The 14,515-nt window shown below is 72.5% G+C and carries 7 protein-coding genes and 1 pseudogene; 4 read left to right on the forward strand and 4 right to left on the reverse strand.

The window, feature by feature from the left end; all coding sequences use genetic code 11:
* Positions 1 to 233: 233 nt before the first annotated feature.
* The 3 genes and pseudogenes from ACH34S_RS09130 to ccrA all read right to left on the reverse strand — a co-directional run.
* Positions 234 to 1,454: pseudogene (locus tag ACH34S_RS09130) on the reverse strand (AMP-binding protein); the annotation flags it as partial.
* Positions 1,455 to 1,949: 495 nt separating this feature from the next.
* Positions 1,950 to 2,777: a response regulator gene (locus ACH34S_RS09135; RefSeq protein WP_395952035.1), complete on the reverse strand. Its 828-nt coding sequence runs from the start codon at positions 2,775 to 2,777 to the stop codon at positions 1,950 to 1,952.
* Positions 2,778 to 2,879: 102 nt separating this feature from the next.
* Complete coding sequence (gene ccrA, locus ACH34S_RS09140) at positions 2,880 to 4,226, reverse strand: crotonyl-CoA carboxylase/reductase (protein ID WP_395952036.1); 1,347 nt, start codon at positions 4,224 to 4,226, stop codon at positions 2,880 to 2,882.
* A gap of 345 nt (positions 4,227 to 4,571) precedes the next feature.
* On the opposite strand from ccrA, the gene ACH34S_RS09145 reads away from it, so the two are divergent.
* From ACH34S_RS09145 to ACH34S_RS09155, 3 genes are read left to right on the forward strand one after another with little or no spacing between them, the layout of a single operon-like run.
* A complete protein-coding gene (locus tag ACH34S_RS09145) occupies positions 4,572 to 6,335 on the forward strand; it encodes a fatty acyl-AMP ligase (RefSeq protein ID WP_395952037.1) in 1,764 nt (587 codons plus the stop codon).
* Complete coding sequence (gene fabG, locus ACH34S_RS09150) at positions 6,332 to 7,075, forward strand: 3-oxoacyl-ACP reductase FabG (protein WP_395952038.1); 744 nt, start codon at positions 6,332 to 6,334, stop codon at positions 7,073 to 7,075. Before ACH34S_RS09145 ends, fabG begins: the two co-directional genes overlap by 4 nt.
* A gap of 23 nt (positions 7,076 to 7,098) precedes the next feature.
* On the forward strand, positions 7,099 to 8,019 hold the full coding sequence (locus ACH34S_RS09155) for a phytanoyl-CoA dioxygenase family protein (protein WP_395952039.1): 921 nt from the start codon (positions 7,099 to 7,101) through the stop codon (positions 8,017 to 8,019).
* 53 nt (positions 8,020 to 8,072) lie between these two features.
* On the opposite strand, the gene fabI is transcribed toward ACH34S_RS09155, so the two are convergent.
* Complete coding sequence (gene fabI / locus ACH34S_RS09160) at positions 8,073 to 8,837, reverse strand: enoyl-ACP reductase FabI (protein ID WP_395952040.1); 765 nt, start codon at positions 8,835 to 8,837, stop codon at positions 8,073 to 8,075.
* Positions 8,838 to 8,991: 154 nt separating this feature from the next.
* On the opposite strand from fabI, the gene ACH34S_RS09165 reads away from it, so the two are divergent.
* Positions 8,992 to 14,514: an acyltransferase domain-containing protein gene (locus ACH34S_RS09165; RefSeq protein ID WP_395952041.1), complete on the forward strand. Its 5,523-nt coding sequence runs from the start codon at positions 8,992 to 8,994 to the stop codon at positions 14,512 to 14,514.
* Position 14,515 lies beyond the last annotated feature (1 nt).

Raw genomic sequence — 14,515 nt, forward strand, 5'->3', positions numbered from 1 at the left:
CTGCCCAGGGGAATCGTGAACACCCGGTGGACCTCCTGGGCGAGCAGGCCGCCCAGCCGCCGGACCCGCTGCTCGATCGCCTCGGGATGGATCGTGCGGCCACCGATGACCAGGCGCTCGTCCAGCTTCCCGACGAGGTAGAGCTCGCCGCCTTGGACGGCGCCGAGGTCCCCGGTGCGCAGGAAGCCCCCGTGTGGTGCGCGCGCAGCCGGGTCTTCACGCCAGTGGCCTTTGGTCACGCCTGGGACGCGGGTCCAGACCTCGCCGATGATCCCCGTCGGCTGCACGCTCCCGGAGGCGGGGTCGACGATCCGGATGTCGTCGCCGTCCACGGGCCCGTGGGCGACGAGTTCCAGGCCGCCCGCCTCCTCGTCCACCTCGACGAGTCGTCCCCGCTGGAGGCTCTCCACGCACACGGGCAGCACGCGCGGCGGCCCGCCGGCCGGACCGGCGGTGACGATCATGGTCGCTTCGGCCAGGCCGTAGGCGGCCGCGAAGGCCTCCGGGCGGAACCCCGCCTTGGTGAAGCGCTCGGCGAAGTCGCCGATGGTCTTCGCCCGCACGGGCCGTCCGATGGTGACCGCCTGCCGCCATCGGGACAGGTCGAGCCGGACCAGTTCGTCGTCGCTCACTTGTCCGGCGCACCGCTCGTAGCCGTTGTCGGGCGCGATGGTGATGTCGACGCCGTAGCGATCGATGATGTCCAGCCAGCCGGACGGGTGCCGCGCGGGATCGGCGGACGCCATCTGCACGGTGGTGGCCCCGACGACGAGCGCCTCAAGGAAGGCGATCAGGCCCGTGGGGTGATGCAGGGGGAACCAGGCGCTTAACCGCATGGCGGGGCCCCAGCCCAGGAGGCGTGCCGCCCTCGCCGCGTTGCCGGTCAGGTTCCGGTGCGAGACCGCCACGCCGCGCTGGTCGCCGCCCGTCATGGACGCGTACTGCAACAACGCGGTGTCGTCCGCGGTGATCTGGGGTGGCTTCCACTGGGTGGGCGCCAGGTCCGCCGCCCCGTCGCTCGACAGGCAGCCGATCCGGCCGAGCCCGTCCTGATCGGCCCACGCGTGCACGGTCGGCAGGTGCGCCGGATCGGTGAGCGCCACCCGGGGCGAGGCGTCCAGGGCGATGCCGGTCGCCCGCGCCAGGTGGTGGGGCCCGGAATCGTCCGGCACGGGGCAGGCGATCGGTACGGCCCCCGCGTACAGGCAGCCGACGACGCTCGTCACGAATTCGATGCCCGGCCGGTGCAGCACCAGGACCCGGTCACCCGGTTCGACCTGGCTCCGCAGGTAGGCGGCCATCGCCCGGGCGCAGCGATCGAGTTCCGCGTACGAGAGGGCCTCGGCCGAAAGGGGGTCGTTCGGGCCGGAGGCGAACACCACCGCCAGGCTCTCGGGGGTCCTGAGCGCGTGGCCGATGACCCGGCCCGGCACCGTTTCGTCAATCGAGGTCATTACCGTGTCCTCCCCGTGGATCGACGCGCTGGCCAGCAACGTTCCATCTGCCGGAGGGCGATGACGCCAACCGGGCCAAAGCCCGAGAAAAACTCATGATTGGCGGTTCGCATTACTCCGGGTGGCGCACCGAACACAGATTTCATTCCCCGCCCCGATAGCCCAGTACTTGACCGCCCGGATCCATTGTCATCGACCTTGGCTTACCGTTCGCTAACCGCTTCTCAGCAGTTCTGTGAACCATCAACCAAACACGCCGGGAGCGCCGACCCGAATCCGGATCGAAATAACGGAACGTATCCGGAAAAGAGGAAAGCGTGACATGCGCCACCGGGGAGCGCTCGGCGAGGCCGCCCGGTTCGCAGGGGAGGTGGGCGAACGCGAAAGCAGTGCGGCCATGGACGAACCTGACCGCACTGCTCGGCGACTCTCTAACGGAGCTCTGCTCCAAGCCCTATCTGAGGACGGCTCCACGAACCATCGGAGGTGCCACGGTCACGATGCGACCGCGCGGGAGAGCCTCCCGGTTTCGGGGACGGCGACGCCGCGACCGGGACGACCTTCACCGCCGCCCGGGTCGGCCGCGATGCCCCGGCCACGGACGATGACGCCGTGCTCGATCGCGTAGATGGCCGCCTGCACCCGCGAACGCAGGTTCAGCTTGGCGAGCACGTGATTGACGTGGATCTTCACGGTCCCCTCGCCGATCTTCAGGATGCTCGCGATCGCGCGGTTGCTGTGTCCCTGCGCGAGGAGCGACAGCACGTCGTCCTCCCGTGCGGTGAGGCTGCGGAGCTCGGGGGACAGCGGCAGCGGCGAGAGCACGGCCAGCCGTTCGATGACCCGCCGCGTCACCAGCGGGTCCAGCAGCCCGTGCCCGCGGTGGGTCCGCCTGATCGCCTCGGCGAGCACCGCGGGGTCGGCGTCCTTCAGCAGGAAGCCGGACACGCCGGCCTGGAGCACGTCGAAGAGCTGGTCGTCATCGATGTCCGCGCTCATCGCGATCACCGCCTGCGGCATGTCCGGGGCGGTCAGGATCCGCCGGATGGCCGCCGTCCCGCCCATCTGCGGCATGTCCAGGTCCATGAGGACGACGTCGGGCAGGGTCCGTCCCGCCAGGTCGACCGCCTCGACGCCGTCCGCCGCCTCGCCGACGACCTCGACGTCGGCCACCGGCGCGAGGAGGCTCCGCAGCGTTCGCCGGCCCGCCGGATCACCGTCGGCGATGAGAACCCTGACGGCCGGCCCCGGCCCCGGCCTTCCCGCATCCATCAGCTGACGCCCGTGTGTCCGGGTCGGTTGTTTCCTGTTGCGAGCATGCATCCACCGGCTCCTTCCACGGATACCGATCTGTTCCACGCTCACTATTGGGGCCCGTCCTATATCCGCGCTATATACGTGACCTGAAGGGATTACGCGACGCGCTCAGGCGACCGGGACGGGCGTTTCCAGAAGGGGGTTCAGCCGGTCCGGGCCGATGCGGTCGCGCAACTGCTCATCGGTGACGCCCAGGCCGGATTCGGGGGCCATGCACAGCACGCCCACCTTTCCCATATGGGCGTTCCGCTGGACGAGCCGGACCGCTTCTGCGGCCTCGTCCAGCGGGTAGACCCGCGACAGCGTCGGCATCAGGTGGCCGCGCTCGAACAGCCGCATGCACTCCCACTGCTCGCGCAGGTTCGCGCCGTGGCTGCCGATGACCCGCTTGAGGTTCATCCACAGATAGCGGTTGTCGTACCTGTGCTGGTAGCCGGTGCTCGAACCGCAGGTGACCACCGTGCCGCCGCGTGCGGCGAGGAAGATCGACAGGCCGAACGTCGCCCGGCCGACGTAGTCGAAGACGATGTCCGGATCGCCCCCGGTCTCGGCCCGGATGGCCCTCCCGAGGCCCTTGCCGAGCCGGATGGTCTCGTCCGGGGCGAGGTCATCGCCGCCGATGCCGAACTCGGTGCGGTCGAGGACCACGTCGCAGCCCAGCGCCCGCAGCCGCTCCGCCTTGTCGGCCGAGCCGACCACGCCGACGGCGATCCCGCCCCCGTTCCGCACCATCTGCACCGCGAACGCGCCGAGCCCGCCCGTGGCCCCCCAGATCAGCACCGTGTCGCCCTGCTTCATGCGGGCACCGTGCGGGCCGACCAGCATCCGGTAGGCGGTTCCCCCGCACAGCGGGATGCACGCGGCCTCCTCCCAGGTCAGATGCGCCGGCTTGGGGATGAGCTGGCTCGCGCGCACGACGCCGTAGCAGGCCAGGCCGCCGAAGTTGGTCTCGAAGCCCCACGCTCGCATCTCGGTGCCGAGCATGCCGTCGTCGTGCGTGGCGGCCTGCTGGTCGTCGACGTGGACGGGGCTGACCACGACCCGGTCGCCCACCCGCCAGCGCCTGACCCCCGACCCGGCCCGCACGATGACGCCCGCGGCGTCCGAGCCCACCACCTGGTAGGGCCGGTCGTGGCGGGACGCGTGACCGCCGGTGCGGCCGAGGCGCTTCAGGAACTCGAAGGTCGGCACCGGCTCGAACATCGCCGACCACACGGTGTTGTAGTTGACCGAGCTGGCCATCACCGCGACCAGCACCTCGTCCGGGGCGAGTTCCGGCATGGGCACCGGGCCGACGCGCAGCGACGCGCGCACGTCCTTGTCGCCCGTGACGCCGCTGAACATGCCGGCGTCTTCGGCGCGCAGGTGCAGGGCGGTGTACTCGTCCGGCACCGGAGTCCGTTCCAGCACTTCCGCCGGGGCGTCGCCCAGCAGGGCCTCGGTCATCGGATCCATGTCGCTCCCCTGTGCATCGTGGTCGTCCTCCTGTGCGGACGCGCGGGCCCCGGCACCTGCGCCGGGCGCGCGCGAGCGGGAGCCGCCTTTCCTGGATATCCGTCCATTGCAAATATGCCGGGGCGCGGCGATGGCGTTTCGATCCCGCATTTCGGAAGTGTGCTGAACAGGGCAAGATTCGCCAACTCGGGGCCGCCGTGTCAACCCCTTGCAAGCCAATGAAGGGCGGTGGCGAGCGCTCTATATCAATGGGTGTATAGACAAGGATAGATGGCATATATGTGATCGCGCTGGAAGGATCGTGCGCATGTCTGACCTGGCTATGGATTCGAGGTGGAATTGGCGATGACGATTTCGCTGGAGGCGTCCGATGTCGACCTGAGCGAATCCATGGTGGACGTGCTGCGCCGGCTCGCCCGGCACGACCCGGCGGCGCCGGCCTTCACCTTCGTCGAGTTCGGCGGCGGGCGCCGGTCGGAGTCGGCCGCGCTGACGTTCGGCGAGCTGGACCTGCGGGCGCGGGCGGTCGCCGCCGAACTGCAGGCGCTGACCGTCCCCGGTGACCGGGTCGCGCTCCTGCTTCCCCAGGACGCCTCTTACGTCGTCGCGTTCTTCGGGTGCCTCTACGCCGGTGTCCTGGCCGTGCCGCTCTTCCCGCCGGACGGGCGGCAGGCCGAACGCCTCCGCTCCGTCCTCGCCGACTGCGGCCCGCGCTACGTCCTCAGCACCGTCGCGGGCAGGGAATCCGTCGACGCGTTCCTGGACGAGTTCCCGGACCACACCGTCCAGCAGGTGATTCCCGTCGACGAGATCCCGGCCGGGGTCGCCGAGCAGTGGCACCCGCCCGAGGTGGACCTCGACCAGGTCGCCTACCTCCAGTACACCTCCGGCTCCACCAGCCGCCCGGCCGGTGTGCGCGTCACGCACCGCAACATCGTCACGGCGTGCTGGCAGACCCGCCACCGCGGCGGGTTCTCGCGGAACGGCGTCGTGGTCTCGTGGCTGCCGTTCTTCCACGACCTGGGCCTCGTCGTCGGGCTGCTGATGTCGGCCAGCGTCGGCGCCCACGCCGTGCACCTCACCGCGTGGGCGTTCGTCCAGGACCCGCGCCGCTGGCTCGACGTCATCACCCGGTACCGGGGCACCTACACGGCCGCGCCCAACTTCGCGCTCGACCTGTGCGTGCGCCGGGTGACCGGGGACCGCAAGCAGGGCCTCGACCTGAGCTCGCTCAAAGACCTGCTCAGCGGCGGCGAGCAGGTGCGTCCCGCGAGCATGGCGGAGTTCGAGGCGGCCTTCGCCGTGTGCGGGCTGCCCGAGCACACCCAGGCCGCGGGCTACGGCCTCGCCGAGGCCACCCTGGGCGTCACGTCCTCGACGCCGGTCAAGGGCAGGATCGTCGGCCACTTCGACCGGGACGCGCTCGGCCGCGGGCACGCGCTGACCGCCGACCCGCCCACCGGCTCGTCCACCGCCGACTGCCTGCCGCTGACCAGCTGCGGGACGCCGCTGCCGGACGTCGAGCTGCGGATCGTCGACCCGTACGGCCGCCAGGCGCTGCCGCCCGGCCGGGTCGGCGAGGTCTGGGTGCGGGGACCCAACGTCGCCGACGGCTACTGGGCCCGGCCCGACCGCGACGCCGAGGTCTTCGGCGCGCACCTGGCGGACGGGACCGGCCCCTGGCTCCGCACCGGAGACCTCGGTTTCCAGCGCGACGGGGAGCTGTTCATCACCGGCCGCCGCAAGGACCTGATCATCGTGGACGGCCGGAACCACTACCCGGACGACATCGAGGCCACGATCATGGAATCGCCGGCCGCGGCCGCGCTCGGCCGGGCGGCGGCCTTCGCCGTCGACTCCGGCGACGGCGAGTCCCTGGTGGTCGTCGCGGAGGTGCATCCGGCCAAGGCGCGGGCCGAGGCGCTCACCGTCGAGTCGATCGAGCGGACCGTCCGGGAGCGCGTGGCCGCGCACCACGGGCTGGCGACCGGCACGGTCGTCCTGACCCGGCCCGGTACGATCCCGCGGACCAGCAGCGGCAAGGTGCGGCGCCGATCCTGCCGGGACCTGTTCCTGTCCGGCGGGCTGCCGAAGCAGGACTGGTCATGACCGCGCCCACCGCGCCGGGCACACGACCGGACCCGGCGCCGCGCTCGTGCCTGGTGACCGGCGGCAACCGCGGCATCGGGCTGGCCATCGCGGCGGACCTGGCCCGGCACGGCGACGACGTCGCCGTCACCTACCGGACCGGGGAACCGCCGCCGGGCCTGCTGGGCGTCCAGTGCGACGTGACCGACAGTGCGCAGGTCGACGCGGCGTTCAAGACCGTCGAGGAGCGGCAGGGGCGGGTGGAGGTGCTCGTCGCCAACGCCGGCATCACCCGCGACAGCCTGCTCCCGCTGATGTCCGACGAGGAGTTCATCTCGGTCATCGACACCAACCTGATCGGCGTCTACCGGGTGGTCCGCCGCGCGATGCGCGGGATCCTGCGGGCGCGGCGCGGCCGCATCATCCTGATCTCCTCCACGGTGGGGATGCTCGGCGAGGCGGGCCAGACCAACTACGCGGCGTCCAAGGCGGGCCTGATCGGGTTCGCGCGGTCGCTGGTCCGCGAGGTCGGCGCGCGCGACATCACGGTCAACGTCGTCGCGCCCGGCTACGTCCAGACGGACATGACCGCGAGCCTGCCGGAGAGCGTGCTCGCCAAGTTCGTCGAGCACACACCGCTCGGACGGGCCGCGGCGCCCGCCGAGATCGCCTCCGTGGTGCGCTTCCTGGCCGGCGACGAGGCCGCGTTCATCACCGGAGCCGTGATCCCGGTGGACGGCGGCGCCTCCATGGGCCTTTGACCGCCGGCCGACAGGAGCCCCCGATGCCTTCCCCCTCCACCCCAGACGAGTCGCCCATCGACGAGCGGCTCATCCCCGACGAGGTCCCGCGTTTCGGGCCGCCGTACGACTGGGCGGCCATCGATACGGCGGTGCTGGAGTGGGGAGCGGCCGTCGTCGGCGGGCTGGTCGAGCGTGAGCTGCGCGACCGCGTCAACCAGGAGGTGGACGCCTGGCTGACGCAGGACCGGGAGGAGTCCGGGCTCCCCCACAGCGGGACACCGGCCTACGACACCTTCCTCGGGTTCCGGACGGTCCGCCTGCTGGGCCTGGCCACCAGGTTCCCCAGCGCCCGCGAGCTGATCGCCCATGAGCAGCTCCTGGCCTGGGGGAACCGGATGCTCGCACCGCTGTGCCGGCGGATCCTGCTCAACAGCGCCGACATCATCCAGATCGGCCCGCGGGAGACCCCGCAGATCATGCACCGCGACACCGACGGCTGGTGGCCCGAGCTGCTGCACCAGGAGCACCCGGTGGGCGTGACCGCGATGCTGGCGCTCACGCCCTTCACCGCCGAGAACGGGGCGACGCGCGTCGTGCCGGGCAGCCATCGCTGGCCGCTCGGGCGGCGGGCCACCAGGTCGATGCTCCGCCCGGCGATCATGGCCGAGGGCGACGTGCTGCTCTTCCGCGACGACGTCGTCCACGCGGGCGGGGGCAACCGCACCAGGGACCAGTACCGGCGCGGGTGCGCCGTGAGCTACTGCGTCGGGTGGCTGCGCCAGCGGGAGAACGGCACCCTGGTCGCCCCGCCCGACGTGGCCGCAGACCTGCCCGTCGAGATCGCCGAGCTGCTCGGCTACGCCGCGCACGACACCACGTCCACGGGCGGCGGGCTCATCGGGATGTACGACAACGGCGATCCGCGCGTCCTGCTCCGGCGCCAACCGGCCGGCCGCCCGTGATAGGCGGGTCGGCCGTGGTTGGCGCGCCGGCCGGGCTGAACGCGCCGGCCGGGCTAGGCGCCCATCGCGTGCGCGCCGCCGTCGACATGGACGATCTCGCCGGTCGTCGCCGGGAACCAGCCGGACAGCAGCGCCACGCACGCCTGCGCCGTCGCGGTCTGGTCGCGGGTGTCCCAGCCGAGCGGCGCCCTGCGGTTCCAGGACTCGTCGGACTCGTCGAACCCCGGGATGCTCCGCGCCGCGGTGGTGCGCAGCGGCCCTGCGGCGACCAGGTTGACCCGGATGCCGTGCGGCCCGAGGTCGCGGGCCAGGTAGCGGGCGCAGGATTCCAGGCCCGCCTTGGCCACGCCCATCCAGTCGTAGCCGTCCCAGGCCACCCGCGCGTCGAAATCCAGCCCGACGATGGACGAGCCCTTCCGCAGAATCGGCAGCATGGCGGCGGCGAGCGCCTTGAGCGAATAGGTGGAAACGTGCAGCGCCGTCGCGACATCGTCCCAGCCGGTGTTCATGAAATTGCCGCCAATGGCCGACTGCGGAGCGAAGGCGATGGCGTGCAGAACGCCGTCGAAAGCGTCCAGGTGTTCACTGGCGCGGGCGCTGAGCGTCGCCAGCTGGCGGTCGTCGGTCACATCGAGCTCGATGACCGGGCAGGGCTCGGGAAGCCGCTGCGCCATCCGGTTGACCAGGCTCATCCGGCCGTAGCCCGTCAGCACGACCTGGGCGCCCTCCCGCTGCGCGAGGCGGGCCGCGTGAAAGGCGATCGAGGAGTCGGTGATAACTCCGGTGATCAGAATGTTCTTGCCGTCCAGAATGCCCACGAAATCCTCCAGCCAAAGGAGTGCCTGCAACGCTCGCTAAACAATTAGTCGACGGTCGTCGGGGTGTCAACCTTTACATCGGATTTTCCATCCATTTTTCATCAATCGTCCGGCGGTCATTTCGGGCTGTCTTTTCAGAGGTGAGGATCTCGCGATGGTGCGCAGAGGGCAGGTGCGCGACTGGCTGATCGGCTGGCTGGCCGGACGGGTGAACGAGCCGCCGGGCGCCGTCGACCCCGACCGGACGTTCGACGCCTACGGCCTGCGCTCGCGCGACCTGGTGGAGCTCTCGGGCGAGCTGGGCGAGCTTCTGGACCGGCCTCTCGATCCGCAGGTCGTCTACAGCCATCCGACCATCACCCTGCTCGCCGGCTACTGCGCGGAGCCGACGGAGGGCGTCACGGCCGGCGCGGCGGAGGCCGGCGGTCAGGCCGCTGCCGCCGCTCGTCCGGACGAGCCCGTCGCCGTCGTGGGGCTGGGCTGCCGGTTCCCCGGACGGGCCCACGACCCGGCCGAATACGCCGCGCTGCTCCTGTCCGGGCGTTCCGGCACCCGGGACTTCCCCGCCGAGCGCTGGGGAGATCGGGACCGGACCACCGGCGGCAGGGGCGGCTACCTCGACTGCGACATCGCGGAGTTCGACGCCGACTTCTTCGCGATCACGCCGAGGGAGGCGGCGGCGATGGACCCGCAGCAGCGGCTCGTCCTGGAGGTGACCCAGGAGGCGCTGGAGCACGCCGGCCTGGCCACCCGCTCGCTCGCGGGTTCCCGGACGGGCGTGTTCATCGGCGCCTCCACCTCCGACTACAGCCTGCTGCAGCTGCGGGACCCGGCCGCGGTCGACGCCTGGACCGCCACCGGCTCCTCCCCCAGCATCCTGGCGAACCGGGTCTCCCACCTGTTCGGGCTGCGCGGGCCCAGCATGGTGATCGATACCGCCTGCTCGTCGTCGCTGGTCGCCGTGCATCTGGCCGTGCGGAGCCTGCGGTCGGGCGAGAGCGACGTCGCGCTGGCCGGCGGGGTGAACCTGATCATCTCCCCGGCCATCGCGATGGGCTTCACCCAGGCCGGTGTCATGGCGCGCGACGGCAGGTGCAAGACCTTCGACGCCGCCGCCGACGGCTACGGGCGCGGCGAAGGCTGCGGGATCGTCGTGCTGAAGCGGCTGAGCGACGCGGCGCGCGACGGCGATCGGGTGCTGGCGGTCGTCCGGGGCAGCGCGGTCAACTCCGACGGCGCCACCAACGGCCTGATGGCGCCCAACCCCGCGGCCCAGGAGTCCGTGCTGAGGGACGCGTACGCCGCGGCGGGGATCGACCCGCGCGAGGTCGACTACGTGGAGGCGCACGGCACCGGGACCCTGCTCGGGGACCCCATCGAGGCGAACGCGCTCGGCGCCGTCCTGGGCGGCGGCCGGCGGGCCAGCAGGCCGCTGCTGATCGGGTCGGTCAAGTCCAACCTCGGGCATCTGGAGGCCGCGGCCGGCATCGCCGGGCTGATCAAGGTGGTGCTCGCGCTGTCGCACCGGCGGCTGCCCGCCAGCCTGCACTTCCACGCGCCCAACCCGCACATCCGCTTCGACGAGCTTCGGCTGCGCGTCATCACCGCGCCGGTCTCGTGGCCGCGCTACCGGGGCGCGAAGCCGCCGGTCGCGGGCGTGTCGTCGTTCGGGTTCGGCGGCACCAACGCCCACGTCGTCCTTGAGGCGGCTGCTGGAGGGCGCGAGGCCGGGAACGCGGCTCCGGACGCGCTGCCCGCGCCGGGCATCTTCCTGATCGGCGGGAGCCGGCCCGAACGCCTGGCCGACGCGTCATCGACGCTGCGGAGGCGGCTGGATTCGCCGGGCTCCGGCCCCTCGCTGACCGACATCGGCTATTCCCTGGCCCGGCGGGATCGCACGGCACACGCGGCGGTCCTGGCGCGGACGGCCGGCGAACTGCGCGAGGGACTCGACGTCCTCGCCGAGGGCGGGGAAAGCCCCCACGTCGTGCGCGCTCCGGACGGAGGCCCGCTGAACGGACCCGTCTGGGTCTTCTCCGGGCAGGGATCGCAGTGGCCGGGCATGGGGCGGCGGCTGCTGGAGGAGGATCGCGCGTTCTCCGATGCGGTGGACGCCCTGGATCCGCTCTTCGTCGCGGAGGCCGGGTTCTCGCTGCGCGGGCTGCTGGAGTCCGGGGAGGCGCCGTCGTCGGTGGACCGGATCCAGCCGGTGCTGTTCGGGATGCAGGTCGCCCTCGCCCGGACCTGGGAGGCGATGGGCATCCGGCCCGCGGCGGTCATCGGCCATTCGATGGGCGAGGTCGCGGCGGCGGTGGTCGCGGGGGCGCTGTCGAGCGAGCACGGGCTCGCGGTGATCGCGCGCAGGTCGCGCCTGCTGCTGGACGTGGCCGGGCACGGCACGATGGCCTCGCTCGACCTCGCCGAGGACGAGGTGCTGAAGCTCGTCGCCCCCTACGAGGGGGTCGAGGTGGCGGTGCGCTCCTCGCCCCACCAGACGGTGATCGCCGGCGGCACGCGGCAGGTGCGGGCGGTGGTCGAGCAGGTGGTGCGGGACGGCGGCCGGGCCAGGCTGGTGGCGGTCGACTACGCGAGCCACTCGTCCCACATCGACCCGATCCGGGAGCGGCTGGAGGCCGCGCTCGCCGGCGTCCGGGGCGGCCCTCCGGCGGTGCCGTTCTACGGCACCGTCCTGGACGATCCGCGGGAGGTCCCCGCCTTCGACGCCGCCTACTGGGCGGCGAACCTCCGCCGCACGGTCCGGTTCAGCGCGGCCGTCACGCACGCGGCGGACGACGGTTTCACCTGCTTCGTCGAGGTGTCTCCGCATCCGCTGCTGCTGCAGGCGGTCAGCGAGACCCTGGAGGACCGCGCGCGCCGTCCGGCCGTCCTGCCCACGCTGATCCGGGACCGCGACGAGGCCGCGACCATGCGCGCGCAGGCGGCGACGATCCTGCTCGGCGGCCGTCCGTCCGCCCCGGACCGGCTGTTCCCCGGCGGCCGTGTCATCGACCTGCCCACCACCGCGTGGCGGCGCAGCCGGCACTGGATCGACGAGGCCCGGCTGGGGACGGGCAGCGGCGGCGGCCGTGCAGCCCCGAAGGCCGGGACATTGCTCGGCGAGCGCGTGGACGTGCCGGGCGTCCACGGGCTGGCGGTCTGGCAGGCGCGTCTCGGCCCCGGCACGCTCCCCTACCCCGGGCGGCACTCGGTGGAAGGGGTCTCCCTGGTACCAGCCTCCGTGCTGGTGCACACGGCGCTGCGCGCGGCTCCCGGGACGGAGGTCTCGGCGATCCGGCTGATCCGTCCCGTGCTGCCGGACCAGGAGCAGGACGTGCAGGTGACGGTCCGGGACCATGCGCTGGACGTCCACGTGCGACCGGCCGGACAGGACGGCGCCTGGGTGCACAGCATGACCGCCGACGTGCTCCCGTCCGCTGCCGTCGCGGAGCCGCGCGCGACACCCGGCGGAGACGAGAGCGCCACCGACCCGGCCACGGTCCAGTCGGCGTTGACCGCCGCCGGGATAGAGGGCAACGCGTATCCATGGCAGGTCACGTCCCTGTCGATGGGGGCGACCGGCCTGACGGCAGGCATCGTCTTCGCAGATGACGACCCGACATGGGCGGGTGTTCTCGACGCCGCGCTGAGCATCGCGCCCTTGGCGGCGCCGGACGCGGCCGTTCGAGTGCCCGCAAGTATCGACCGTCTATCGGCGTACTCGCAGGCGGGCTCCCGCTTCGTTCTGCGCGTCGTCCAGCGTCAGGGCGAGTCGGAGCACGGCGAGCTGGTAGTCGACATCAGCGCTGAAGACCAGCAGGCAGGGCATCGCATTCTGGGCCTGACCGGCGTCCGCTACGCGTCTCTCCAGGAAGACGAGACGCTGGACGTGCGGCGGCTGGTCCACACCGTGGGATGGCGACCGCTAGGCGAAGGCTCCGCAACACGAACGACACCCCCAGCGGACGTCACCCTGCTAGGCCCACGCTCGGAGCTGGCCGACCTACTCCGCAACCGCATGCAGGACGCGGGCGCCACCGTCCGGCAGCTCGTGGACATCGAAGCGTCCACGCTGTGGGACGCGCCGCCGGGGACGTTCGTCCTGCTGCCGCCCGCCCCGGCGACCATGCTCGACGGCTGCCGCCGCGCCCTGCAAGTGATCAACACGCTCGCCGAGCGCCACCGCGCCGGCGGGGCCGTCCTATGGCTCGTGACGGACGGGGTGCAGGCGGCCACGGACGAGAACGCACCGGCCGCGGCCACCCTGTGGGGCCTGGCCAAGGTCGCGGCGGCCGAGTACCCGCACCTGCGATGTGCCGTGGCCGACCTGTCCCCGGGAAGCGTCCCCGAGCGGGCCACTTGGCTGGCGCGGCTGCTGCTCGATCCGCCGGACGAGAGCGTCGTGGTCGCGGCCGACGAGCCCCTGGTCCCGGCCGTCCGTCCGGCGGAACCCGGGCAGGATCAGGGCGCAGGGCAGCCGCTGAGCTGCGCACCGGACGCCGGATACCTCATCACCGGCGGCCTGGGCGCGCTCGGCCTCCGCACGGCGCGGTGGCTCGCCGATCGCGGCGCCCGCAGGCTCGTCCTCGCGGGCCGCACCGGACCGCCGCCCCGCAATACGTGGGACGGCACCGTCGACGAACGCTGGCAGGACCCGATCGCCGCCATCCGGCGGCTGGAGCGGCAGGGAGTCGCGGTAAGAGTCGCTCCGCTCGACGTGGCCGACCCCGAGGCTGTCGCCCGGCTGCTGGCCGACCTCGACCGCGAAGGCCATCCGCCGATCCGCGGGGTCGTGCACGCGGCCGGGGTCCTCGCCGACCGGATGCTCGCCGACACCGGCGCCGCAGACCTGGAGGCGGTGCTGCGGGCGAAGGCGGTGGGCGCGTCCGTCCTCCATCACGCCTTCCCGCCCGGCACCGTCGACTTCTTCGTGCTGTTCTCGTCCGCCGGCACCTTGGCCGGAGTGCCGGGACAGGGCGCTTACGCGGCGGCCAACGCCTCCCTCGACGCCCTCGCTCACCTGCGACGGAACCGGGGATGCGCCGCGACGAGCATCAACTGGGGCGTGTGGGACGGTCTCGGTTTCGCCCGGCACCCGGCGGCCAGGCTCGCCATCGACGAGCTGCGCGCGGCGGGACTGCGGCCGCTCCGCCCCGGGGAGGCGTTCACCGGCTGGGACCACGCGCACCGCGTCGGCGCCGCGCAGGCGATCGTGGTCCCGGTCACCGGAACCGCGCCGGAGATCAAACCGCCCGGCCTGCTGGGCGAAGTCGTCGCCCAGGCGAATGCCTCGAACTCCAGCCCCGGCGTCCAGGAGGCGGATGTCTGGGCCGGGCTCGCCCCCGCTGAGCGGCGCTCGCGGGTCGAGGCGACGGTCACCGCCATCGCGGCCGACGTCATGGGCACGCGCCCCGGCGACGTGGAGACCCGGCGCCCGCTCGCCGAGCTGGGCCTGGACTCGATCATGGCGCTGATGATCCGCAACAGGGCCGAGCGGGCGTTCGGCCTCCGCATCCCGGCGACCGCGCTGTGGAACCACCCGACGATCGACGCCCTGACCACCTTCCTGGACGGGCGGCTGGGGGACGCGGACGACGCCCCCCCGGCAGAACCACCCGGCCCCGCGGCCCGTGGCTGGAACGACCTGCTCACCCATATCGAGAGCGCCGAAAGGAGCTGAG

The organism is Actinomadura sp. 3N508 (genome assembly GCF_044326375.1).
GTDB lineage: Bacteria > Actinomycetota > Actinomycetes > Streptosporangiales > Streptosporangiaceae > Spirillospora.